The 22,923-nt window shown below is 60.3% G+C and carries 23 protein-coding genes; 5 read left to right on the top strand and 18 right to left on the bottom strand.

The genetic code is table 11. The features are described from left to right. Window positions 1–50 precede the first annotated feature (50 nt). From ACRDT3_RS17675 to rpsP, 11 genes are all read right to left on the bottom strand, one after another. Window positions 51–371: a DUF2469 domain-containing protein gene (locus ACRDT3_RS17675; RefSeq protein ID WP_431494240.1), complete on the bottom strand. Its 321-nt coding sequence runs from the start codon at window positions 369–371 to the stop codon at window positions 51–53. Then, window positions 371–1,096 carry a ribonuclease HII gene (locus tag ACRDT3_RS17670; protein ID WP_431494239.1) on the bottom strand — a complete coding sequence of 242 codons (726 nt, stop codon included), beginning with the start codon at window positions 1,094–1,096 and terminating at the stop codon, window positions 371–373. Before ACRDT3_RS17670 ends, ACRDT3_RS17675 begins: the two co-directional genes overlap by 1 nt. An 11-nt stretch (window positions 1,097–1,107) precedes the next feature. After that, window positions 1,108–1,812 carry a signal peptidase I gene (gene lepB / locus ACRDT3_RS17665; RefSeq protein WP_431494238.1) on the bottom strand — a complete coding sequence of 235 codons (705 nt, stop codon included), beginning with the start codon at window positions 1,810–1,812 and terminating at the stop codon, window positions 1,108–1,110. 164 nt (window positions 1,813–1,976) lie between these two features. Next, window positions 1,977–2,564, bottom strand: coding sequence for a hypothetical protein (locus tag ACRDT3_RS17660; RefSeq protein WP_431494237.1), 588 nt, complete (start codon window positions 2,562–2,564; stop codon window positions 1,977–1,979). A 173-nt stretch (window positions 2,565–2,737) separates the two neighbouring features. Continuing rightward, window positions 2,738–4,927 carry a trypsin-like serine protease gene (locus ACRDT3_RS17655; protein ID WP_431494236.1) on the bottom strand — a complete coding sequence of 730 codons (2,190 nt, stop codon included), beginning with the start codon at window positions 4,925–4,927 and terminating at the stop codon, window positions 2,738–2,740. Window positions 4,928–5,349: 422 nt separating this feature from the next. Continuing rightward, window positions 5,350–5,997, bottom strand: a complete 648-nt coding sequence (gene lepB / locus ACRDT3_RS17650; protein ID WP_431494235.1) for a signal peptidase I — start codon at window positions 5,995–5,997, stop codon at window positions 5,350–5,352. A 13-nt stretch (window positions 5,998–6,010) separates the two neighbouring features. Beyond that, on the bottom strand, window positions 6,011–6,370 hold the full coding sequence (gene rplS, locus ACRDT3_RS17645) for a 50S ribosomal protein L19 (protein ID WP_133833440.1): 360 nt from the start codon (window positions 6,368–6,370) through the stop codon (window positions 6,011–6,013). A 250-nt stretch (window positions 6,371–6,620) separates the two neighbouring features. Beyond that, window positions 6,621–7,445, bottom strand: coding sequence for a tRNA (guanosine(37)-N1)-methyltransferase TrmD (gene trmD, locus ACRDT3_RS17640; RefSeq protein WP_431494234.1), 825 nt, complete (start codon window positions 7,443–7,445; stop codon window positions 6,621–6,623). 3 nt (window positions 7,446–7,448) lie between these two features. Further along, window positions 7,449–7,991, bottom strand: a complete 543-nt coding sequence (gene rimM / locus ACRDT3_RS17635; protein ID WP_431494233.1) for a ribosome maturation factor RimM — start codon at window positions 7,989–7,991, stop codon at window positions 7,449–7,451. A 155-nt stretch (window positions 7,992–8,146) separates the two neighbouring features. Continuing rightward, on the bottom strand, window positions 8,147–8,389 hold the full coding sequence (locus tag ACRDT3_RS17630; protein ID WP_038991490.1) for an RNA-binding protein: 243 nt from the start codon (window positions 8,387–8,389) through the stop codon (window positions 8,147–8,149). Between the two features lie 2 nt (window positions 8,390–8,391). Next, window positions 8,392–8,802, bottom strand: a complete 411-nt coding sequence (rpsP, locus tag ACRDT3_RS17625) for a 30S ribosomal protein S16 (protein WP_431494232.1) — start codon at window positions 8,800–8,802, stop codon at window positions 8,392–8,394. Between the two features lie 250 nt (window positions 8,803–9,052). On the opposite strand from rpsP, the gene ACRDT3_RS17620 reads away from it, so the two are divergent. Then, on the top strand, window positions 9,053–9,682 hold the full coding sequence (locus tag ACRDT3_RS17620) for a LysE family translocator (protein WP_431494231.1): 630 nt from the start codon (window positions 9,053–9,055) through the stop codon (window positions 9,680–9,682). 46 nt (window positions 9,683–9,728) lie between these two features. On the opposite strand, the gene ACRDT3_RS17615 is transcribed toward ACRDT3_RS17620, so the two are convergent. From ACRDT3_RS17615 to ACRDT3_RS17605, 3 genes are read right to left on the bottom strand one after another with little or no spacing between them, the layout of a single operon-like run. Next, window positions 9,729–11,531 carry a hypothetical protein gene (locus ACRDT3_RS17615; protein ID WP_431494230.1) on the bottom strand — a complete coding sequence of 601 codons (1,803 nt, stop codon included), beginning with the start codon at window positions 11,529–11,531 and terminating at the stop codon, window positions 9,729–9,731. Next, window positions 11,532–12,587 carry a FecCD family ABC transporter permease gene (locus tag ACRDT3_RS17610; RefSeq protein WP_431494229.1) on the bottom strand — a complete coding sequence of 352 codons (1,056 nt, stop codon included), beginning with the start codon at window positions 12,585–12,587 and terminating at the stop codon, window positions 11,532–11,534. Continuing rightward, a complete protein-coding gene (locus tag ACRDT3_RS17605) occupies window positions 12,584–13,531 on the bottom strand; it encodes a FecCD family ABC transporter permease (RefSeq protein WP_431494228.1) in 948 nt (315 codons plus the stop codon). Before ACRDT3_RS17605 ends, ACRDT3_RS17610 begins: the two co-directional genes overlap by 4 nt. Window positions 13,532–13,784: 253 nt before the next feature. Here ACRDT3_RS17605 and ACRDT3_RS17600 point away from each other — a divergent pair, with 253 nt between their 5' ends. Continuing rightward, the gene (locus ACRDT3_RS17600; RefSeq protein WP_431494227.1) at window positions 13,785–14,792 is read left to right on the top strand and encodes an ABC transporter substrate-binding protein; all 1,008 of its coding nucleotides are present in this window, start codon (window positions 13,785–13,787) and stop codon (window positions 14,790–14,792) included. Between the two features lie 118 nt (window positions 14,793–14,910). Here the strand turns inward: ACRDT3_RS17600 and ACRDT3_RS17595 are convergent, their stop codons facing one another. The 4 genes from ACRDT3_RS17595 to ACRDT3_RS17580 form a co-directional block, all read right to left on the bottom strand. After that, window positions 14,911–15,039, bottom strand: coding sequence for a hypothetical protein (locus ACRDT3_RS17595; protein WP_431494226.1), 129 nt, complete (start codon window positions 15,037–15,039; stop codon window positions 14,911–14,913). Window positions 15,040–15,235: 196 nt separating this feature from the next. After that, window positions 15,236–16,048, bottom strand: a complete 813-nt coding sequence (locus ACRDT3_RS17590; protein WP_431494225.1) for an enoyl-CoA hydratase/isomerase family protein — start codon at window positions 16,046–16,048, stop codon at window positions 15,236–15,238. Next, complete coding sequence (locus tag ACRDT3_RS17585) at window positions 16,045–17,238, bottom strand: CaiB/BaiF CoA transferase family protein (protein ID WP_431494224.1); 1,194 nt, start codon at window positions 17,236–17,238, stop codon at window positions 16,045–16,047. Before ACRDT3_RS17585 ends, ACRDT3_RS17590 begins: the two co-directional genes overlap by 4 nt. Before the next feature lie 19 nt (window positions 17,239–17,257). Further along, window positions 17,258–18,646 (bottom strand): SLC13 family permease, encoded by a 1,389-nt coding sequence (locus tag ACRDT3_RS17580; protein WP_431494223.1) that lies wholly within the window; start codon window positions 18,644–18,646, stop codon window positions 17,258–17,260. Window positions 18,647–18,767: 121 nt separating this feature from the next. On the opposite strand from ACRDT3_RS17580, the gene ACRDT3_RS17575 reads away from it, so the two are divergent. From ACRDT3_RS17575 to ACRDT3_RS17565, 3 genes are all read left to right on the top strand, one after another. After that, the gene (locus ACRDT3_RS17575; protein ID WP_431494222.1) at window positions 18,768–19,520 is read left to right on the top strand and encodes an IclR family transcriptional regulator; all 753 of its coding nucleotides are present in this window, start codon (window positions 18,768–18,770) and stop codon (window positions 19,518–19,520) included. Between the two features lie 704 nt (window positions 19,521–20,224). Further along, window positions 20,225–22,033, top strand: coding sequence for a glycosyltransferase (locus ACRDT3_RS17570; RefSeq protein ID WP_431494221.1), 1,809 nt, complete (start codon window positions 20,225–20,227; stop codon window positions 22,031–22,033). A gap of 90 nt (window positions 22,034–22,123) precedes the next feature. Further along, complete coding sequence (locus ACRDT3_RS17565) at window positions 22,124–22,903, top strand: CatB-related O-acetyltransferase (RefSeq protein WP_431494220.1); 780 nt, start codon at window positions 22,124–22,126, stop codon at window positions 22,901–22,903. Window positions 22,904–22,923: the final 20 nt, after the last annotated feature.

Raw genomic sequence — 22,923 nt, 5'->3', positions numbered from 1 at the left:
CGCATTTTGGACGTGCCGGCCCCGGCCTTCGGCTTTGGCGCGGGTGCTGCTCAGGATCCCAGCCCCTCCTTGGGGATCTGGAACTCGTCGGGATTCAGCTCTTCGACGTTGACGTCCTTGAAGGTCAACACCTTCACGGACTTCACGAAGCGCCCTTGGCGGTAGATGTCCCAGACCCACGCGTCGGTGAGGCTCAGCTCGAAGTACACTTCCCCGGCGTTGGACAGGGTTTTCACGTCCACCTGGTTGGCCAGGTAGAAGCGGCGCTCGGTCTCGACCACGTAATTGAACAGCCCCACCACGGTCTTGTACTCGCGGTATAGCTGCAGTTCCATGTCGGACTCGTAGTTTTCCAGGTCGTCGGCAGCCATCACTTTGCTTTCTTTGTTGTGGCTTCACCTTGGGCCTGATCAGCACCCGAAGTCAAGTTCCAGCTCTTGCGGTGGTAGTCGCAGGGTCCCTGGGCAACGATCGCGGCACGATGCGCAGCGGTGGCATACCCCTTGTTGATCTCCCAGCCAAAGGCCGGATGCCCGGTGGCCAGTTCAACCATGATTCCATCGCGTTCGACCTTGGCCAGGATGGAAGCTCCCGCGATCGCCTGGCAGGTCATGTCGCCTTTGATGATGGTAGTTACCGGTATGCGCAGGCCCACGGGTTCGCGGTCATCGGCCAGGATGTCGAAGAGGTCAGGTTCCGGTGCGGTCAGCCAGTCGTAGCTGCCATCCAGGAGCGCCGCCTCGGGCTGAACCGCGCACTGCTCCATGGCCCGCGATCCGGCCAGGCGCAGGGCGCCGGTGACTCCGAGCTCGTCGATTTCAGCGGCAGAGGCGTGCCCGACGCCAAAGCCCACGGCCCACTGGCGAACCGGTTCGACCAGTTCCGTACGGGTTTCCGGGCTTAGCAGCTTGGAGTCGCGCAGCTCTGGGAATTCGGTGACCTGCTGGATATCTATCACCGTCATTCCGACGGTGATCGGACCAGCCAAGGCGCCACGTCCCACCTCATCGACGGCCGCGATGTAGCGGACCCCATGCTTGGCGGCCAGGGCGCGCTCGTGTTCTAGTGTGGTTGCCTTGTTCTTGGAAACGGCCATGGGCGGGTACTCTACTCAGCCACTGCGTGCGGGACGTTGCCGAAGACTTCTTCATGGGAGTCGATGGTGCCCCAGCGCGAGGTAGGCCAGGAGATCACCGAAGCGCGACCTTGGACGGATTCAATGTCGACGAACCCGCCTTGGCGATCAGCATGGAAGCGGGAATCCGCACTGGCACCGCGGTGATCACCCATCACCCAAAGTTTTCCTTCTGGGACGGTCGCCTTGAATTCCATGTCTGACGGGTTGTCGCCGTCATAGATGTACGGCTCGTCGATTGGCTCGCCGTTGATGGTGATGGCGCCTTCAGCGGTGCAGCATTCCACGGTGTCACCGGGCATGCCGATGATGCGCTTGACCAGGTACTGCTCATCGGCCGCTGGAAGCACGCCGACAAAGGAGAGCACGTTCTGGAATGCGGTGGGGTACTCGGTCAGCGGTGGCAGCCATTCCTGGTCATCGCGGAAGACGACAACGTCGCCGCGTTCCAGCTCGAATGGCCCGGGAACCATGAGGTTGGCGAAAATCCTGTCGTTGACCTCAAGGGTATGCTCCATGGAGCCTGATGGGATGTAGTAGGCACGGAAGAAGAAGGTTTTGATCACGAACGAGAGCAACAGCGCGATCGCGATAATGATGACAATCTCGCGGACGAAGCGCCATATTTTGTAAAGTGGTCCCCTGCTTGGAGGAGTCTCTGCTGATGCTGCGCTCACGATTCGATTAGTACCTTCCATTGTCGCGTGTTATCCCCATCTTACGTGTCTTATTAGGCGCAACGGATCATTGCACAGCCACGGCCAGTTGCTCAGAAACGCACCAATGGCCAGGCCCGGCGAAGGGACTGGCCATTGGTGCGCCCGATCAAGCGGACTGCTGGCTACTGGGTGGCAGCAGGCGACATGATGCCACCGCTCTGCTTGTAGTCCACCGGGATTTCACCGATGGGCTTCTCAGCTTCGATCAGCTGTTGGACTTCGTCCAGCTGGCTATTGTCCACCGACAAGGTGATGCCGCCCGTTTCAGGATTCAGCGTGTATGCATGAATGGCGCTGCGCACAGGGTTTTCCTGCTTGCCTTGCCACTTCATGATTTCGGAGATCGCCGAGCGAAGCTCTTCGCTGCTGAATTGGACTAGGTGCCCGATGGCCCCGGCTTCTTCAATAGCGGATAGTTGCGCTTCGCTGGTGGTCGAAACGTTCAGCTGCCCGTCCTTGATCCAACCCTGGACGTATTCATCGCCCAAAGCCTCGGAGAGCTGGTCGTTGGTCTGGAGCAGTGCGTCTTGGTCCATGGCGTTCTCGCTCGAGTTTTCTGTTTGCTGCGAGGATTCCGATGCCGTGGCGCTGGCCGTAGCCTGCGTGCCTGGGTCGGTTCCCTGACCGCAGCCGGTTAGCAATAGGGCGGCCATGGCGGCAGTAGAGGCCAGCATGATTGGCGTGCGTGAAGTTCTAGCGTTGAAATTCATAATTTACACCTCGGTGATATTCACGTTGCCCCAACGATCTTAGCTATGAGACTAATGCCAAATTCGTAGAGCAACCAAGGAGCTACATGTGTGCCAAGTAAAAATGCCCCGCTACTTGTTCTCAAGTAGCGGGGCACTTTCAGCAGGATCCAGTCCCGCCGGAACAGAATCCCTTAGCCGTGGCGACGTGCGCTGCGGCGGAACAGCAGGAATGCCGCGCCGGCCAGGGCCATTGCGCCACCGGCGGCGATCAGCGGAACGCTGCTCGAACCGGTATCTGCCAATGGATCTTCCTTCTTAGGAGTTTCCTTTGGAGTTGCAGACTTGCTTGGCTCGTCGTCCTTCTGGTCCTTCGGAGCTTCGGACTTGCCATCCTCGGAAGGCGATGGCGAGGTCGAAGGCTCTTCCGACTTGGTCTCAGATTCCGAAGGCGAAGGAGACGCGGTAGGAGTCTCACTTGGCTCCTCCGACTCAGTTGGAGTAGGAGTTGCAGTCTCGCTTGGCTCCTCCGACTCAGTTGGAGTAGGAGTTGCAGTCTCGCTTGGCTCCTCCGACTCAGTTGGAGTAGGAGTTGGAGTAGGAGTTGGAGTAGGAGTTGGAGTAGGAGTTGGAGTAGGAGTTGGAGTTGGAGTTGGCGCAGCGACAATGACTACGTTTCCGCTTTCCGTTGCCGACTCGTTAAATCCATTCTTCGCCTGAACAGTGAAGCTGAATTCTCCCAATTCCTCTGGGGCAGTGAAGTTGAACTGGCCATCGACTACATCAACGGTGGCAAAGAGCTTACCGTCAACAACTATGTCGACTTTGGTTCCTGAAGCTGCTCCTGAAACGGTGCCAGAAATCGCATCGCCGGCTTCCACCTCAGCACCATTTTCTACGGTGATGGCTGGGGTGTTGATATGCAGCTTCAGCGTGTAGCCATCAATGTAGCCCTTGTCGAAGACATCATCGAGCGAGGTGTACATGGCGATATCATCAGCGGTGTTTGGCTGCAGGTCTTCACCTTCGGCGTTGGCCGAGTTGATGCCGGCAGCCTTGCTGCCAACGAGCATCGGGCCACCGGAGTCACCCTGGTCAAGCACCTTCTGGCCGGCATTTTCAGCGACATAGCCAGCTACCGAACGGTAAGTACCGTCCGAGCCACCGACGAAGAAGACACCTTCACCGATGATCGGGGAGCAGCTCCAACCGGTGGTACGACCCGAAGAGCAAGCTTCCGACCCAACTAGTGCCTTGGTCATGCCCGTCACGTTGATAACTTCATCGCGAGGTTCCTTGCCGTCAGCCCATTTGGACACAGCAGCGTGCAAGTTCAGCGCAGGATTAATGTCATCGATAACCGAGATGTCGGTACCTGGTTCCAGGCTATTGAACTCTTCCTCAGTCATGGAGTTCAGCTCGTCGGCAGTTAAACCGGAATTACCCGGACCACCGAACTGGTTGAATCCAAAGGTGCCCAGCTCTGCACCCAGCGATGGATTCGCTCCTGGCACCGACTGTTCAGCAAGGCCCAAAATCTTGGTGGCCCCATCTTCCGAGCAGTGCCCAGCTGAGATGATGGCATCTTCACCAGTAGCGGTCCAAGCAGTGAATCCGAGCGAGCAAACCGTCGACAATTCAGTAGGAGCGCCGGATTTATCCATTGCGTATCCCAAGGCGCCGTAAACATCCTCTGCGGCGGTGGTCTTGGCAACGCCCGAGCTCTCCACGCCGTCAACATGCGTAGCTTCAGCGACGAACTGCTCAACGGTCAGCTTCTCGGGCAGAGAGCCAGCGGACTTGGACTTCAGTTCAGCCGCAGCTTCCTTTTCGTCGAAGCCCTTAGCGTAGATCTTCAAGCCATCGTTGGTGTGAAGGATAGCGGTGATGCGCTTCAGTTCCTTCGGTTCGATGTTGGCCAGAAGCTCGGTATAGACCTTGTCTACGGTCTTGACCTGAGAGTCAACTTCGGTCACCACGATGGGAGCCGGGGCTGCACTGGCCTTGACGATCTCCTTGGCCTTGGCAGCGTCCTTCTTGCTTACGGTGATCTCGGCCTTGCCGTCCTTCACCGAGGCAGTGGCGTCAATGCCTTTCGCAGTCAGTTCGTCGCGGACCTTGGAAGCAGCGTCGCTGGTCTCCCCGTCCTTGACGTACTCTTCAACGGACTTATCGAGGTCTTCCTCAATAGCCTTGTCGAGCCCTTCGGTGTCCAGAGCGCTTTCGCTGGCCGATGGCTTCTCGCTAGCCGTAGCGGACGCAGACGGCGATTCAGAGGCCGTCGGCGCTGCTGCGGCAGGCATGAAGCTAGAGCCGACCACCAAGGCGGTCGCGGCTGCAGCAACGATGCCGCGTTGCGCAGTCTTCTTTTTTGGATGTGGCATTAATGCTTCTCCCAGATTTATGGTGCGAGTGCCTGCGCGTCCCCTTACCCAAGGGCGCGCGTAAGCACAGGTGTTGTTACCAAAATGAAACAATACTTGGTTACAACACAGCTTTTCAACCATAGAATCCAACGAAAATATAAACCCTGGACCCCGTTTCACCTAGTCAAATAGCTCTACCTCAATCAGCCTAGGTCACAACTTACGACCCAGTAGCATTGGTTTAAGATTGGACTACTCTTTCTAAGCCCAAGTCAGCTTGGTGAATCCTGAGTGTTATCGCAAAATTTACACACCAATTGCACAGCAACTCGGATTCGCGGGAAATCCGTCCGAATTAAGTCCATTAACCTAGAAAAATAGCGCCAGATGGGTAGTTCTACCCATCTGGCGCTGGCAAATCCGTCGGTTGTTACGGCGTGTCACCTGATCGCTGAGCGCTGATCAAGTGGCCAAATCACCTCGGTGGCCTTACCGGTGACGCGCTCAACGCTGATCATTCCGCCACCGCTCGCGCCCAGCAATGCCCGCGAATCCTTGGAAGTGGAACGGTGATCCCCCATGACCCACAAACGGCCAAGTGGCACTTCTATGGAGAATTCCTGTTCGCTCGGAGCATCCCCGGCGAAGATGTACTGCTCTTCTACCGGTTCGCCGTTGACGCGCAGCCGCCCATCGGCGTTGCAGCATTCCACGGTGTCTCCCCCAACGCCAATGACCCGCTTGACGTACTTGTTGCTGCTGCCCGTGAGGCTGAACGCCCCGAGCAGATCATCAGCGAAGCTGGCCTTGGCATAGGGCAGGAACGAGCCGCGGCCGTCGAAAACGATGACGTCTCCGCGCTGCGGTTCGGCATCCGAGTAAGCGCGGCGGTCTACGGCGATGCTCTGGCCAGGATTGAGCGTGGATTCCATGGAATTTGACTCGATATGGAAGACGTCTACCACGGTGGCGCGAATGGCAATGGTGGCCAGCAGGCCAAGAATGATGGCGAGTACAGCGAAGCGCCAGACCCATGAAAAGGCCCGGCGCTTCAATGTTGCCCGCTCAGTGCGTGCAATCCGGTTCATTGAAGAACGCAGATTACTTCTTTGCGCTGAAGTCGCGCTTCTCGCGGATGCGAGCAGCCTTGCCGTGACGATCGCGCATGTAGTACAGCTTTGCACGACGAACGTCACCCTTGGTCACAACCTCAATCTTTTCGATGATTGGGGAGTGAACTGGGAAGGTACGCTCAACACCGGTGCCGAAGGAAACCTTGCGAACGGTGAAGGTTTCGCCAACACCCTGGCCCTGGCGACCAAGGACGTAGCCCTGGAAGACCTGAACACGGGAGTTCTTGCCTTCGATGATGTTGACGTGAACCTTCAGGGTGTCGCCTGGGCCGAAGGCTGGAACGTCGGAGCGCAGCGAGGCTGCGTTAACAGAGTCAAGAATATGCATAGTGCATCTCCTAGGATCAATGCCGCAGGTCACCGAATCCTCGTAGCGGGGCCCGACACCGGTCGAAACCAGTGAAATCCCCGGAACGTTGTACCACCGATTGCCTCTAGCAAACGGTGCGGTGGTCTTCTGTGGCTCGAACTTCCCCCTGCGGCAGGAGTCGAACAAAAACACACCAAGAAACAATTATGCCGTATCAGCGAAGCCGATGCGAGTCTGCCCGAATTGGCATTCGGGTGATTTTGGCCTCTTAGTCGCTCTCGGTACCGGCGCCGGTAGCCCAGTCCAATTCGGACTTGGGGGTTATGGCACCGTCAACGAGCGCGAATCCGCTGTGCCACAGGGCATCACGGTCCCTGCGGTTCAGGCTCTCGGCATCCAGCTGGGTGATCAGGTCAGGGCGACGCGCTGCGGTGCGCTTGATCTGCTCATCGCGGCGGAACCGTCCCACCCGCTGGTGGTTGCCACCGAGCAGCACTTCGGGGACATCGCGGCCGCGCCAGGAAGCCGGCTTGGTGTAGACCGGGTATTCGAGCAGGATATCAGAGTGGGATTCTTCCACCAGTGATTCCGGGTTGCCGATGACCCCTGGGATCAGCCGGGCGATGGCTTCCACCATCACCATTACGGCCACTTCTCCCCCGTTGAGCACGTAATCGCCGATGGATACGGGGATGACGTTGAAGTTCTCGTGCGCGTATTCGATGACGCGCTCATCAATGCCTTCGTAGCGGCCGCAGGCGAAGACCAGGTGCTCTTCCTCGGCGAGGTCATAGGCCATCTGCTGGTTGAACACGGTGCCTGCAGGCGATGGGACGATCAGGGTTGGCTTGGGGCCGCCAGCATCGGCTGGACGCACCGCATCCAGTGCCTGTCCCCACGGTTCGGGCATCATCACCATGCCGGCGCCGCCACCGTATGGGGTGTCGTCGACCTTGCGGTGCTTGTCGGCGGTGAAGTCGCGCAGGTTGGTGACGTTCAGATCCAGGATGCCGTCTTCCGCGGCGCGGCCGATCAGCGACAGCGAGAGCGGCTGCAGGTACTCGGGGAAAATCGAGATGACGTCAAGACGCATGGCTTACTTTTTTCCCTCTTCTTCGCTGCTTTCTTCATCGCTGTTCAAGGTCAGCAGGCCTGCCGGCGGGGTGATGACCACGATGCCGGCTTCCGGATCGACCTCTGGGACGAATTCGTCGACGAAAGGAAGGTAGATCTCCTGGCCGTCAGCGTCTTCGAAGACCAGCAGGTCCTGGGCGGGATTGGTGCGCAGTGCGGTGATGACACCGACCTGCTCGCCATCGAGCATGACCTTCAGGTCCAGCAGTTCATGCTCGTACCATTCGTCCGAGTCATCTTCCGGCTCGTCGGAAACTTCAATCTCCAGGCGCGCGCCGCGCAGGGTTTCAGCCTGGTTGCGGTCGGCGATTTCCTTGAAGGAGAGCAGCAGGATGGTCTTGTTCCAGCGCGCATTCTCGATGGTCAGCGTCTTGACCGGGCCGTCGACGACGATGAGTTCTTCGCCAGCGGTGAAGCGCTCTTCCGGGGTGTCGGTCATGACCTGGGCGGTGACTTCGCCACGGATGCCGTGGGGCTTGCCGATGCGGGCAACCTGCAATCGCATAGTCTGCTGCTCTTTCTGCACTGTGTTCCGTGGCGTGTGCCGGGAGACTGGAATGGAAATTCTAGGGGGTAAACACGAAAGGAGTTTCCGTCACTAGTTAGGACGGAAACTCCTTTCGTTTCGAAGCCAACTTAAAAGCCAGACCTCTAAGTTGCTTAGCCTCGGCGACGATCGGTATCGATTACATCGACACGTACCGGCTCCTTGGCCAACGCTGCCATCACGGTGCGCAGTGCTCGCGCGGTGCGTCCCTGGCGTCCGATCACACGACCGAGATCTTCAGGGTTCACACGTACTTCGAGCAGGTCGCCGCGGCGGGTGGACTTCAAGGCGACCTTGACGTCTTCCGGTTCCTCGACAACCCCGCGTACCAAGTGGTCTAGCGCGTCAACGAGCACTGTTACTCAGCCTCGGTAGCTTCGGCCTCTGCCTCTTCAGCAGCTGGCTTTTCAGCCTTCTTGGTGATTGCCTCTGGGAGGATCACAGAACTCTTATCAGGAGCAACGAATGCTGGCTTAGGCTCGGCAACCTTGTAGGTGCCTTCCTGGCCATCGATGCCCTTGAACTTCTGCCAGTCACCGGTGATCTTCAGCAGTGCGTGTACCTGCTCGGTTGGCTGAGCGCCAACGGACAGCCAGTACTGTGCACGATCCGAATCGATCTCGATAACCGATGGGTTCTCGGTTGGGTGGTACTTGCCGATCTCCTCGATGGCACGGCCATCGCGCTTAGCGCGCGAGTCCATGACGACAACGCGGTAGAAAGGTGCGCGCATCTTACCGAAGCGCTTCAGACGAATCTTTACGGCCACTTTTGTGGTCTCCTGTTTCTCAACATGGTCGAATCCAATTTTTAGCACCTGTGGGGCAGGCCTTACTGGTCGGATTCTAAAAGGACAGGATTCGTAGCGGAGAGAGGGGCCACTGCAAATCGAGTACCCTGCAATTATGCCAGAGTACGTGCGCGGTGGCCAACTCTAATTGGCGCCGCGCGTCGGTCGAAGATCATGAGCTTGCTCACCCTGGGTCCTGCGCCAAGATGAAGCGTCTAGCATTGAGTGCATGACCGTTGCTTCCGCATTGCTGGCTTTCAGTATAGTTGCCGCCTTGATGACGTTGATTCCTGGCGTCGATACCGCGTTGATCCTGCGATCGGCCATCACCCGTGGACGCGGTGAAGCGCTGCTGGCGGCGCTGGGGATCTGCACGGGAGTATTCGTGTGGGGTGCGGCCGCGGCTGCTGGAGCTTCCGCGATTCTGGCCGCATCGACTCTGGCCTATCAGGTGCTGGCCTATGCCGGGGCGGCCTACCTGGTGTTTCTGGGCGGGCAAATGATCTACCGGAGCCTGCAGGAAAAGCAGTTGACGGCTACCCGGGTCCCGATTTCGCAAAGCAGTTATCGTACCTACCTGACCGGGCTGGTGACCAACGTGCTGAACCCGAAGATCGGCGTTTTCTATATCGCAGCCATCCCGCAGTTCACCCCTGCTGGCACCAACGCCCTGCTCATGGGCATGGGGTTATCGGCGGTGCATGTTGCGCTGACCCTGGTGTGGGCAGTGGCCCTGGTGTACGGCGTACGGATCGCTGGCCGCTGGCTGGGCTCAGCGAAGTCGGTGTCCTGGATGGACCGGATCACCGGGACGGTGCTGATCGGCTTCGGACTGAAGGTCGCACTTTCGCGCCCGTAGCTTCTTGCCCGAGCTGGCGAGTGGGGCAGTTCGGGGTTCCGAATGCTCAGGCGGCCACCGGAACACTGTTTCTTCGCGGTATTTGCATCGGGTCCAGATGCTTGGGCAGCAGGATGTGCGCCAGTCCCCCGACCGAAGCCAAGGTCAGCAAGCCGGCGTGAACGGCATGGTGGTGCCGCCGGCACAGGCAGCTTCCATTGCGCGATGAGGTGCACCCGCCACGTTCCCACCAGTTGTTGTGATGGTATTCGAGCATTTCCGGTGGTGCGGTGCATCCCGGGACGATGCATCCGCGGTCTCGGGCGAAGATCGCGCGTTTCATCGCGTCTGTGAAGAAGCGTTCCTTGCGTCCCACATCCAGCGGTTGCCCATCGGGGCCGAAGACCACCCGGTAGATCTCGCCTTGGCAGATCAGTTGTGCGGTGTCCGCAGCATCGAGTTTCAACCCGTGGTCGGTGGTGGCGCAAAGCTTGGCCGGATCTCCAAGATCCTGCGGATCACCCAGCTGGATGTGGATGCCGATCCTTGGAGTGATTCCATTGGGTGCCGGACCTGCCGTGCGCCGCTTCAGCGCGGCCAATAGTGCGTTGAGCCGGCGCTGGGCCACGGGGACCTGTCCATCGCCAAGCAGCAAAGAATCCTGGATGCCTGAAGACCCCGGGGCACCTGCATCGTGCCCTGGCTTCTCCTCCACAAGCTTGTCACCTTGTTGCTGCGCTCCGGACAAGGATTCCTCCTCCTCTAGCTCCCCTTGGGCCCATGGCGGTGGAGGGTCCTTGCTGCTGAACAGGTCGTCGGCGGCTGATTGCCCGGCATTTGCCGCAGGATCCGCGTCCTGCTGGCCGCCTGTGGTGTCCTGACCATCGTCAGGCGCAGCGCCAGAGGCCGGTTCGGCCGCACGGGCGGCTTTGCCCGCCTTGGTGCGCGGGTTATCGGCCTGGGCCAGGGTGGAGCGGAATTCTTCGCGCTGGGTCCCGGAGACATAGAGCTCGTATTTGTCGCAGTCGCCCACGGTGCCTCGCGGATAGATTCCGGGCACCGGGTTCCTGGTTTGCTTGCGGGCTTTGCGTTCAGCACAAAGCATCGCCGAGAGCATGGTCTCGCGGGTGGCTCGGTCAGGTTCCTGGAGCAGGGCGGCTGCTTGGTGCTCGAGCAGTTGGCCCTGTTCATTGCGGGCGGTGGGTTCCAGCGGCCGGCCTTGGAAGCTCGTGTCAGCCGGCTCGAATTTATCCAGCGCGCGGGCCGTGCGGGCAACCAGCCGCGGGTCCAGGGCGGGTGCTTCGGCATAGAGCTTGGCCAGCTGGGACAAGCGCGGCGCGGCGGTGCTGCCATCCATGAGGCGCCGGGCGATGAGCAGGTGCGCGTCGTCCACCCGGTGCTGCCCTTCATGGGCGTTGAGCCCCAGCCAGCTGGCAAGGAAGTCGCCGGTGTTCTGGTAGTGGGCGCGGCCTGAATGCTGGCGGGCGGGGCGGGCGTAGCTGGCCCGCGATTCGGCGACGGCCGCCAGCTCATCGTCTTCGAGCAGGTGGGCGCCGGTTGATTCGAGGTGGATAGCGCTGTGCAATTGCTCCCGCAGGGTGTAGCGGTAGAGCGTTTCGATCAGCCGCGCATGGGCCGCCGCCACCCGCGGGTCATCGGACTCGCGCAGGGCTTGGGAAAGCTTGGCCAGCAGCGCGCAGCAGGAAGCCATCAGCTCAAGGAGCACTTGGACCGCTCCGCGCGGGAGGGACCCGGTGATGGATTCGCGCAGGACCTGGATCGCTGCGGCTAGCTGGTGAATGCCCATGGACCCATGATGCGCGCCGCCCAGGTCCCGAGCTGGCAAGCTTCGCCAACTGTGGATAAGCACCTAGCCGCCTTGGCGGACCTTGGACTGGCGGATGACCAGGAAGATCAGGTACGGCGCGCCAATCACCGCGGTGGCCACCCCGGCGGGCAGGATCACCGGGAAAGCCCGCGCCGCAACCAGGTCGGCCAGCAGCACGAAGATCGCCCCGATCAGCGCGGCGTGCGGCACCGGCGGGATGGTGCCGCGGGACACCAGCCGCGCGGCATGGCCGCTGGCCAGCGCAACGAAGGCCAGCGGGCCGGCAATCACGGTCGCGGCGATGGCCAGCAGCGAGGCGAGGCCGAGCATCAGGACCCGGTCGCGCCCAAGGTTCATGCCCAGCGCGCGGGAGGTGTCCGAATCCAGGGCCAGCACCTCGCGCTGGTTGCGCAGCAGCGCGGCGGCGGCCAGTCCCAGCACGATGACCACCGGGGCGAAGGCCAGGTCGGCCCAGGAGATCGCGTTGATGGTCCCGGCCAGCCAGGTCAGCGCCTGCTGGGCGTTGTAGATTTCTCCCAGGGTCAGCATCCAGGAGGTCAGCGCGGCGCACAGCCCGGAAAAGCCCAGGCCCACCAGCACCAGCCGGTTGCTTTCCAGGGAACTGTGCCAGACCAGCGCGAAGACCAGGGCGGAGACCAGCAAGCCGCCCAAGGTGGCGGCGATGGGCAGCCCGTAGTGCACCAGAAGTTCGGAACGGCCGCCGGCGTGCGCGCTCAGCGCCAGCACGGCCACCGCGCCCAGGGCCGCGCCGTTGGTCACCCCGAGGATGTCGGGGCTGGCCAGCGGGTTGCGCGCCACGTTCTGGGTCAGCGCCCCGGCCACTCCGAAGCCAGCCCCGGCCAGCACCGCGGCCACGCTGCGCGGCAGCCGGAATTCGATGATGGACAGCTCGGTGCGCGGATCCGGGGCCGCGCCGAAGAGCGTGGCCACCACGTCGCCCAGCGCGATCGGGGTGCCCCCGACGGCCAGGTGCAGGCAGAAGGCCGCGAGGGCGACGGCCAGCAGGATCATGCCGGTGGCCACAGCGCGCCGGGCGCGCACCGCGGAAGCCGGCTTGGGGATTGCCGGGGCGCTCATACGGTGACCGCCTTGCGGCGCCGGGCCACGTAGATGAAGAAGGGCGCGCCGAGCATCGCGATGACCACGCCCACGGGCAGTTCCCCGGGGCGGGCCAGCATGCGGCCGAGCACATCGGCCACGCACAGCAGCAGCGCGCCGCACAGGGCGGCGCCGGGGATTACCCAGCGGTAGTCGGCGCCGAAGATGCGCCGGGAAATGTGCGGTACCAGCAGGCCCAAGAAGGCGATCGGCCCGGCCAGGGTGACCGCCAGCCCGGACAGCGCCACGATCGCCGCCAGCCCCAGCCCGCGGGCATGCAGGGCGGTGACCCCGAGGCTGCGCGCGGAGTCCTCGCCCAGGGTCAGTGCGTTCAGCCCGCGGGCATTGGCCAGCGCCAGCACGGTGCCGGCCACCAGCAGCGGCCACAGCGACAGGAAGGATTCGTAGCCCTGGACCACGGAGCCGACCTGCCAGAAGCGCAGGGTTTCCAGTGCCGCCTCGCTCAGCAGCACGATGGCCGAGACCACTCCGGCGCAGAGCGCGGTGACCGCGGCGCCGACCAGCAGCAAGGTGATGGGCGATCCCCCGCGCCCGTCGATCCGCCCGATGCCGAAGACCACCAGGGCCGCCAGTAGCGCTCCGCCCAGGGCCAGCAGCGCCTGGGTCCACGCCGGCAGCGGGCCGGTGAACGCGGCGACCGAGACGATGGCCAGGGCCGCGCCCTGGTTGATGCCCAGCAGGCCGGGTTCGGCGATCGGGTTGCGGGTGTGGCCCTGGATCAGCGTGCCGGCCATGCCCAGGGCGGCGCCGGCGGCCAGCGCGGTGACGGTGCGCGGCCAGCGGATCTCGCGGATGGCGATGTCGCTGACCTGCCCGTCGGGGGCCAGCAGCGCGTGGCGCAGCTCGGCGAAGCTGGAGGTGGTGCTGCCGATCCACAGGCTGAGCCCGATGGCGGCGCCCACGCCGGCGGCCAGGGCCAGCAGCGAGCTGATGCGCGAAGTGGTGCGGTCGATGGTCGGTGGCCTTTCTCGGGCCGCGAGGTGCGCGGTGGGGGCGTTCGGGATATGCGAATCAATTATGTCGCAGGACCTTGACCGGAGGGACCGGATCCATGCTACTGTTCTTCTCGCGCACCAAGCTTACCCTTACCTAAATGGGGCAAGCAAAAATACATCATGCGCGAATTAGTAAATCGTCTTCACGGAAAGCACTCGCATGCACACTCCCCGCATCCTCGCCCTGAGCGCCGCCTTGGCCGCGGCCGCACTGGCCCTGTCCTCCTGCGCAAGCTCGGCCCCAAGCACCGAACCGGCAGAAACCGCCGCCACCGCGGAAGCCGACGCCAGCTTCCCTGCGGCCATCAAGCACTTCCGCGGCACCACCGAGCTGGCCGAGCGCCCGCTGCGCGTAGCCGCGTTGGACCCTTCCTATGTGGATGCAACCATGCTGCTGGGAGCCGAGCTGGTGGCCTACACCGAATACCGCAAGGGCAACAACCCCTTCCCCGAGTACCTCGGCGACATCACCGAGTTGACCGATGAGGCAGTGAACGTCGGCACCATCACCGAGCCGGATCTGGAAAAGCTGCTGGCCACCGAGCCGGACGTGATCATCTCCGCCGACGTGCGCCAGGGCGCCATGTACGACCAGCTGAACAAGATCGCCCCGACCATCTTCTCCGAGTCCACCGGACCGACCTGGAAGGAAAACGTGGTGCTGCTGGGCGAGGCCCTGGGCAAGCAGGAGCAGGCGCAGCAGGCGGTGGCCGACTATGAGGCCCGCGCCGCGGCGGTGGGCAAGGAAATCCTGGCGAAGAAGCCCGCGACCACTTACTCGCTGCTGCGCTTCGCCGGCGAGGACACCGCGCGCCTGTACGCCACCGATTCGTTCATCGGCGAGATCATGGTGGACATGGGCATCCCGCGCCCGAAGGACGCCCCGGATACCACCGAGTCGATCTTCGTTCCGCTGTCGCCGGAGGAGATCCTCAAGGCCGACGCCGAAGTGATCTTCCAGTCCACCTGGGCCCCGGAAGGGGCCGAGGGTGACGCTTCGCGCGCCCAGGAAGACAAGTTCACTTCCAACCCATTGTGGGAGAAGCTGGAAGGCGAGGTCATGCAGGTTGACGACTCGATCTTCCTCTCCTCGGTTTCGCTGCAGGGCGCCAATGAGGTCATCACCCAGGTGGCCGAGCACTTCGAGGTCGACCCGCAGCTGCCATAAGCGGCGCCCGGCAATTCAGCTATTAAAATATTCGAGTCCCTGCTCGGCGTCATTCGCCGTAGGCAGGGACTCGATTCATTTACCGGCCCTCAACATGGGAGCCGCATCCAATCAGTGGTTATCTGGCAGCCTTGCGCACCGGATCATCAGCACCCTCCGCGTGCTTCAGCCGCTTCTCAGCGCGCTTCTCCTTGATGCTCTTGCCTGGTTTTTTCGCTTCGCCCTTACGTGGGGATTTGCTCGACATAACGTGCCGTCCTTTACCGGAGACGCGGTACGCCTCCAACAAGTGTGGGGAGAGTACCCCATAACCTGAACCATAGGAAGTTTCGCCCCGAAGGGCAAGAGACGGAGCTTTCTCAGCGATTCTTCCAAGGCTTTCGGCGAATTACACACATTCGATTGCCCGAACACATTTGCACCGCTCAGGCGCTTGGCTTCGCTCAGTCTAGTCGCCATGAGAAAACCGGTTTCTGCCCTGCCAAGAATGAGGCTCGCCCATGGGCTAGATCTTCATGGGTTTGGAACTCAGCCCACAACTGCGCCCATTGCTGGTCGACATCATGCGCATGCAACTGGTCGACGAGATGCCCCATACTCGTCACCGCGAATTGCGAACGGGCGGCAACTGTCGTGCAATATTCCCGCACTTGGGCTTCGAACAGGTCAGCTTCAATCAGCTCACTGACCAACCCCCAGGCTTCAGCCTTTAGGGGCGAGACTTCGACGCCCGAGTAGAGCAAGAATTTTGCGCGGTCGGCACCCACCCGATCCACCAAACGTTCCAGGCCTGGACGAGGATAGAGAATCCCCAGTTTTGCTGGCGTGATGGCGATACGGCAATCATCGGCAGCCAATAATATGTCGCAGGCCGCAGCGATCTGCCAACCACCCCCCATGCACACACCACGAACCAGAGCGATCGTCGGCTTACGCGCTGCCCTGATTGCCGCATCTGCACGCGACAAATAATCTATCGTTTCGCCGTTGCCGACGTCTGCGAAAAGCACAGACTCCAGATCGTTGAGCGCCGCCCCAGCAGAGAAATCCTTGCCTTCGCCGCGCAGAACTATCACTGTAGTCTGTGGATCGCGATCAAGTTCGAGCATGAGCTCTTCAAGTTCGATGCACATCGTTTGGTCAAGCGCATTCCGCCGCTTCGGATTCGAGATGAGCAGAGTCGATACTCCTGAGTCCCGACGAACCCTAATCCGACCAGGGGTGTTCACAGTCCTGTCAACTTTTGCGTGTGTCATCGCAGCTCTTCGGCTTTCTTTGCGCCGGCCGCGACCAGCATTTTCTGCGCAATCCCCATTTCATGAAGGATCTCATCAGTGTGCTCACCTAGATCAGGTGCCGCCATACGCACAGCGGCTAGCTCCCCATCCCTACTAAGCGGGCTGCGAACCACGGATATGCTGCTACCATCGGAGCGCAGGGCAGTTTGGATGATTCCCAACGCCTTGGCCTGCTCAGAGTCGAATGCCTGTTTGTAGTTATTAATTGGTCCGCTCGGGATCCCCGATGACCTAAAGGCGACAATCCATTCTTCAGCTGACTTGGCAGACAAAGCTGCGGTGATGGCTTCATCTAAAGCGTCGCGGTTCCTTGCCCGCGCAGCACTTGTGGCAAATCGATCGTCCTGAACCCACTCCCTGCAATTCAGGATCTCTACAAAGGCTAGCCAATGCTTGGTGGTGGAGACCGCGACGACTAACGACTCGGTAGACGTTTCGTAAGCACCATATGGAGCGATCGACGGATGGCTATTGCCTTGCGCCACTGGCACCTCGCCCATTGAAATGGCCTGCTGCCCTTGAAATACAGATAGGGCCAGCGCCGATTCAAACAGGGAGGTAGAAACCTTCTCAGTGGCAACACCGCGCGCCTTGCCAAGCAGAGCAGTCACCACGCCGAAGGCCGCATTCATGCCTGAGACGATGTCGATAATAGGCAGACCGACACGGTACCCCGGCCCACCGGCAGGACCGGTAACCGAGGTCAAGCCGCTGGCCGCCTGAATCACCTGATCGAGCCCTGGCAAATTGTGCAGCGGTCCAGTTTCTCCGTAGGCGTTGATGGCCACGTGGAGCAGACCTGGATTGAGCTCGGATAATCTGGCTGGACCGAATCCCATGGCCGCTAGAGTCCCAAATTTGAAGTTCTCCACCAGGACGTCTGCCTGAGCCAATAAATGTTCGAGAGTTTCTGTCCCTTCCTCGCTGTAGAAGTCAACAGTCAACGAGCGCTTGTTGCGGTTCACCGAGTCGTAGTACAGGCTTCGACCATCATGATCGAAGGGTGGCCAGCTTCGCGAGGGATCTCCCCCGGCACAGCTCTCAACCTTGATTACATTGGCTCCGAAATCTGCAAGCATTGTAGTGCAGTATGGTCCAGCCAATGCGCGACTGAGATCAATAACAGTGAAACCTTCTAATGGCAGCATGTGATTCTCCTTTTGCTAGCTAGAACATTGTCGGAACGACGAGAACACTGATAAGTCCGATCGGCCCAACCACGACCATGGACATTCCCCAACGGGTCAGCAACTTACTCATTCGGGGACGTTCATCCTCGTCAACAGTGGCCACCAGCGTTGCACCGACGGTGGAGAACGGAGATACGTCAACGATCGACGAGCAGACGCCCAGCGCGGCTATTACGGCCCAGCCTGTAATGTCTCCGTTGGCCACCAGAGGGATTGCGAGGGGGACCAAGGCTGCGAGCATGCCAGTGGTGGAGGCGAAGGCCGAAATTAGACCTCCAATGAAGCAGATGAAAAGCGCGGCGAGCAGCGGTGTGCCAACCTGGCTAGCGGCCTGCCCTAGCAGGTCGACCGCACCCATTTCCTGCAGTACACCCACGAAGGTAATAATGCCGCCGACCATCAAAACCGTGGACCAGTCGATCTTGGAAACTGACCCCTTACCGGTCGTTGGATCCACCAGCGTCATAATGCTTGCGAAGACGAAGCAGAGAACACCGATATCTGGATCCTGTCCAACGATCGCCAGTGAGATGACGCTAGCAACAAGGCCCAGCATGCACAGGATCGTGACTTTCTGGATCAAGGTGAATGGGGCTAGAGCAGAGGAAGTTGGGGCGACTGCTTCGTCGATACGTTCCTTGACCTTCTGCGCTATCAAACCGCTACGGTTGGTCATGCCATCGCGCTCAAATGGATGCTCGGGCAGGCCGGCGGATCGGGCAAAATTCGGCTTGTGATTCGAACCAAATTCACCAGTTCGCTTCGAACGGAGAAGTTTCAGTCCACCAAACATGAAGAATGCGGCAACCAATAGGACAAAGTTGGCTACCAAAGCAACACCGAACAGAACCAGTGGATTCAGATCGATATCCACCGCATGCGCGGTTCCGTATGTGACGATTCCAAAGAGGCTAGTCGGTGCAAACCCGCCGGCGCTCAGGCCACACCCTATGGCAAGTCCCATCAGCAGTCGGTCAATCCCATACTTCTTTGCCAGCGGCATGCCAATTGGTGTCATCACTAGCCCGGCCAATGGGGAACCCATTGCAGAGATACCGGCAGTCAATGCGAAGAATACGAACGGCAGCAAGGCAGCACGATCGCCAACACGAAGCACAGCACGCTCAATAATCTGGTCTACGGTGCCATTGACTTGAGCGATAGCAAAGAAATACGTGACGCCAACAAGCAAAACTAAAATTGAGACGGGGAATCCCGAAATCACATCTTTGAGTGGCATATTTGCCAGCCAGATTCCAACCCCCGCTGCCGATGCAAACATAATGACGCCTAGATGCACTTTTCTCAACGTCGCCACCGCGAAGACTAAAACGAACAATGCGAGTGCAATGACTTGCGCTGCCATAGCAAACCCTCCTTCAAAATATTAACTATTGGTTCATTGGGTGAACCAGTGGTTCATTTTTGGCTACCTGTAGGCTAGCTCACATTTTTGGGTCGGTCAACGAATCTTCTAGACTGCTTTTATGAGCACACAAAGCGTGGTGAACGCCATTCACGTCATCGAAGCGATTTCCACCCTGCAGCCAGTGGGTTTATCTGATCTGGCTAGGACACTTGAACAACCGAAAGCAACTGTTCTACGCGCTTTAAGGACCTTGGAAGAGCTTGGATGGGTCGAACAAGGTGAAGCGCCGGCCGCTCATTGGTCCCTGACCTACCACGCGTACGCAGTCGCAGCCAGGACTGGGATGCGGCAAAACATTCGCGATTTGGCGATCGCTCCCATGAGCGCGCTACAGGAAGAATCCTCAGAAACAATTCACCTCTGCGTTCCAGATGGCCGCAACATGGTGGTCGTTGAGCGCTTAGATTCTTCGCATACCCTTCGCGCATTCCTGGCGCTGGGCACCACTCTGCAAATGCATGCGTCCGGAACTGGACTGGCTTTCCTCGCAGCGTCAAACCCCGAATTTGTCGACGACTATCTGTCTGGCCCACTTGATGCCCGAACCGCCCGCTCGTTGACCTCTCCTGCGAAGATCAGAGATGAACTTCAAGCCATTCGCGAGCGTGGTTACTCAATAAACGTGGACGGACGTAGCGAGGGCATCACATCATTGGGCGCAGCCATCTGCGATCACTCGGGGACACCCATTGGAAGCGTCTCAATCTCTGGCCCCACAAGCAGAATCACCGAATCACATTTTAATGATTTCGGTAAGAGCCTCGTACGTACGGCCAAGATGATCACGAACCGGCTGTCCGGTACGCGCTGACGCTTTTCTACCTGGACATGCAACGCGTTAGGACCTGTTCCGAATAAATAAATTCGCCGCCACCTAGAGCACGGATTCCCCAGAAAAGTAACAGATACTTGTCGCAAGTGTGATAGTCATTCAACCACGATCGGTGGCATTTATTCCGTCACGGCAGAAGCCGGTGCAGCGGTCGAAATAGGAAGCATCCTTGACGGGGAGCACAGCGCCAATCCGATTACCGGCGGAACCGTGCCGGCCAATGCACGTCATAGCGCCAGCAGACTACCCTCGCCTCTTCGCAGATTGCCCCGTTCTACGCAGGGGCTCGGCTGAGAACTTGGGAAGCCGCATGGCAGGAAACAAGTACCTGCGCAGAAGATCCTCTTCCGCCTCGCACCGCGTACTCTTGCGCCTGCAGTCGGCTGCTGAGACTGGGATGCTTAAGGTGCCATCAGCACTGGGCCATGTACGGCCGATAGCGAACCGCTTACGTCCACCTCGTAGGCTATGGATGCCTTGATTCCCGGCAAACGCCGACCACGGCAGCCAACGGCAAGATCCGACACTTTCCCATGCTGCGCAGATGCGGCAATTGAGACCGACACGACGGTGCCTTCTCAGCGCCCGCCTAGTTTCACCCCGTAATCTGGACTTTGGCGCGAGGAACTGCATATCCTCGCGCGAAATTAACTTTCCCGTGGTCAAACTAAGGATCATTCACAGTGGATTTCAAGGAACAGCATCTGGACGCCTATATGGTGACGTGGAAGCTTGAGCGCGAATTCGGCGGGATGACCACCGTCTGCACCCAGCGCGCTGCCGCTTTCGCCCAGCGGCATGGTTCTGCCGCGGTGATCACCTTCGCCCCCAATGCGCAGATCCCGCAGATCGCCGAAGAACTTGTGGAACGCGGCAAGCTTTCGCCCAAGGTCCGGGTGCTCAATCCCTACCTGCACCTGGCGAACCATGACCTGCAGCCGCAGGGCAGCATCCCCGAGCGGAAGGCCGAACCCGGCTTCCTGGACTTCACGGTAAGCGAGTCCATCCACCACCCTGGGCAGAACGCCCCCTTATTCTGCGAGCACAGCGTCGCGGGCCCCGAAGACGAGGTCAAGAAGACCACGTACTTCCGCAGCGATGGCACGGCTTTCCTGGCCGATATGAAGTTCCATGACGGGAAGGCCCGCCGTATCGTTGAGGCTTATGACCGCAGCGGAACCCTGGTGGCGCGTTTTCCCAGCGCGGCGGCTTTCTACCGCCACTGGCTTTCGCAGATCGTCGACCACCCGAATTCACTGGTGGTCATTGACAGCAAGTACACCGCGGCAATGCTCGCTTCCTGGAAACCGGTGCATGTGCCCAAGGTGTTCGCGTTCCACAGCATCCATGTGGCCAGGGGGCAGGACCTTGCCAGCGGCAAGCTCTCCAAGGGCCACGATCCCATCATCCAGGAACGCGCCAACTGGGATGCTTTTGTCTTCCTGACCCTGGCGCAGCGCCAGGCCTATGTCGATCGCTTCGGCGAAGCCGACTCGGCATTCGTCATTCCCAACCCGCTGACGCCTTCAATCGTGCAACCGCCGGTGCCGGCACGCAGCTCGACCGACCTCATCGTTGCCGGCTCGCTGACCCCCAACAAGAACGTGTCCGCTGCACTGGATGTCATCCACGAACTGGCCCTTCGCGGCAAGCAGCCAACCCTGCACATTGTGGGCGAGGGCAGCGAATACGCGGCGCTAGCGGAACGAGCCGTCGAGCTGGGCTTGCGCGAGTCGGTCATCTTCCACGGCTACTCCGATCAGCTCCCCCGCCACTTCGCCTCTTGCACGGCGCAATTATTCACCTCGACCAATGAGGGCCAAGCCCTGGTCATCCTTGAGGCCCAGGCCCAGGGATGCATCCCGGTGTCCTTCGACATCAACTTCGGCCCAGCCGACAGCATCACCGATGGGCATAACGGCTTCCTGATCCGCCATGGCGATATCCAGGCCATGGCTGACCGGGTGCAGCAGCTCATGGACGATCCCGCCCTGGCTGCCCGGATGTCGCAGCATGCCCGCACTTTTGCCAGCGAGTACCAAGCTCGTGACCTAGTCTCACTTTGGGAAGAAACCATGTCTATAGCGAAGATGCTCAAGAAACTTGGCGCGAAGAACCGCGTCCCGCATTTCGAAGCCAGGCTGCGAGGCGTCGATTTCCCCGACGGCCAGGGCTTGCAGGTTCGCGTGGAGCATCGCGCGCAACCCGAAGACCTGCGCGGTCCAGCAACCTTCGAGCTGGTCTTCGTCAATCGGGACAGCAAGGAAGAAATCGCAGCCGTGGCCAGCACCAGCGTCGATGAACAGCTGGCGGTCTTCGATTTGGAACCCCGGCTCTTGGGCGAGACCCAGGACCAGGATGCAGCGGTAGACGTGAACCTGCGCCTGCGCATCGGCAAGGCCATGGAAATGAAGCGCCTGGGGCTGCCCGAATCCAAGATCCTGCCGTACTTCACAACGCAAAAGAACCTCTCCTTCCGCCCCAATCAGTAGCCGAGCAGCAGGTGGCATCCAGCACGCGCTCGGGGCTTATTGAAGGTTCTCCAAGTCCGGTTCCCTAAACTCGATCGCATGCGAATTCAGATGTCCCAACTGCGACCGCTGCTCAAAAGCCACCGGATCCTCATGACGGTTCCGGGCATGAAGGATTTCGAGAATACCGGAAGCACCTACAACCCCGAGGCATGGATCAGCTACGAGGATGATCTCGCACTGGATCCCTACACCACCTTCTGGGGAACCAGCGGAACAGCCCTTCCGCGCATGGGCGCGTTCTCCTATACGCATTCAAAGCTCAGCAAGGCCATCAGCGTTGGGCGGTTCACCTCGATTGCCAAGGGCATGACGGTGATGGGAGCCAAGCACCCCCTGGAGTGGGCGTCAACCAGCCCGGTGTTCTACAACCAGCGGCTGCTGATGCGCACCTACTCGGCTGACCACGGCGTCGAGCTCGATGCCGCCCAGTTCAGCTACAAGCCGGGGAGGATCGCCATCGGCAACGATGTGTGGATTGGCGAAAAGGTAACCCTGGGCCATGGGGTCACGATAGGCGACGGCGCGGTCATTGCCTCGAATTCGGTAGTAACCAGCGATGTTGAGCCCTTCACCGTGGTCGGAGGCCTGCCGGCCAAGAAGATCCGCGACCGTTTCGACGCGCCGACCATCCAAGCCCTCCAGGAATCGCAGTGGTGGCAGTACGCCCCGGAGAACCTGACCCACCTGGATGTGGCCAACCCTGCCGTCTTCGCACAGCAGGTGCTTCAGCAGGCCGCGGCAGGCAATTTGCGGACCTTCGAAACCCGGCCGTTGACCGCCAGGCGCATTGCCGAGCACGTGGAGGCCCCGGGTACCGGAACCAATTGAAGACAGGAATTGCCCCTGGG

Origin of the sequence: Glutamicibacter sp. (genome assembly GCF_050701915.1) — a bacterium.
Taxonomy (GTDB): Bacteria; Actinomycetota; Actinomycetes; order Actinomycetales; family Micrococcaceae; genus Glutamicibacter.
This window is presented reverse-complemented; position numbering and strand designations above follow the sequence as displayed.

Bases quoted from the DNA above. Each gene is read 5' to 3' on its own strand.
- rplS (WP_133833440.1), bottom strand. From the start codon at position 6,370: ATGCATATTCTTGACTCTGTTAACGCAGCCTCGCTGCGCTCCGACGTT.
- ACRDT3_RS17585 (WP_431494224.1), bottom strand. From the start codon at position 17,238: ATGCTGCCATTAGAAGGTTTCACTGTTATTGATCTCAGTCGCGCATTG.
- ACRDT3_RS17575 (WP_431494222.1), top strand. From the start codon at position 18,768: ATGAGCACACAAAGCGTGGTGAACGCCATTCACGTCATCGAAGCGATT.
- rimM (WP_431494233.1), bottom strand. From the start codon at position 7,991: ATGCGATTGCAGGTTGCCCGCATCGGCAAGCCCCACGGCATCCGTGGC.
- ACRDT3_RS17600 (WP_431494227.1), top strand. From the start codon at position 13,785: ATGCACACTCCCCGCATCCTCGCCCTGAGCGCCGCCTTGGCCGCGGCC.
- ACRDT3_RS17670 (WP_431494239.1), bottom strand. From the start codon at position 1,096: ATGGCCGTTTCCAAGAACAAGGCAACCACACTAGAACACGAGCGCGCC.
- ACRDT3_RS17610 (WP_431494229.1), bottom strand. From the start codon at position 12,587: ATGAGCGCCCCGGCAATCCCCAAGCCGGCTTCCGCGGTGCGCGCCCGG.
- ACRDT3_RS17655 (WP_431494236.1), bottom strand. From the start codon at position 4,927: ATGCCACATCCAAAAAAGAAGACTGCGCAACGCGGCATCGTTGCTGCA.
- lepB (WP_431494235.1), bottom strand. From the start codon at position 5,997: ATGAACCGGATTGCACGCACTGAGCGGGCAACATTGAAGCGCCGGGCC.
- ACRDT3_RS17675 (WP_431494240.1), bottom strand. From the start codon at position 371: ATGGCTGCCGACGACCTGGAAAACTACGAGTCCGACATGGAACTGCAG.
- ACRDT3_RS17620 (WP_431494231.1), top strand. From the start codon at position 9,053: ATGACCGTTGCTTCCGCATTGCTGGCTTTCAGTATAGTTGCCGCCTTG.
- ACRDT3_RS17660 (WP_431494237.1), bottom strand. From the start codon at position 2,564: ATGAATTTCAACGCTAGAACTTCACGCACGCCAATCATGCTGGCCTCT.
- ACRDT3_RS17580 (WP_431494223.1), bottom strand. From the start codon at position 18,646: ATGGCAGCGCAAGTCATTGCACTCGCATTGTTCGTTTTAGTCTTCGCG.
- ACRDT3_RS17565 (WP_431494220.1), top strand. From the start codon at position 22,124: ATGTCCCAACTGCGACCGCTGCTCAAAAGCCACCGGATCCTCATGACG.
- ACRDT3_RS17595 (WP_431494226.1), bottom strand. From the start codon at position 15,039: ATGTCGAGCAAATCCCCACGTAAGGGCGAAGCGAAAAAACCAGGCAAG.
- trmD (WP_431494234.1), bottom strand. From the start codon at position 7,445: ATGCGTCTTGACGTCATCTCGATTTTCCCCGAGTACCTGCAGCCGCTC.
- ACRDT3_RS17590 (WP_431494225.1), bottom strand. From the start codon at position 16,048: ATGACACACGCAAAAGTTGACAGGACTGTGAACACCCCTGGTCGGATT.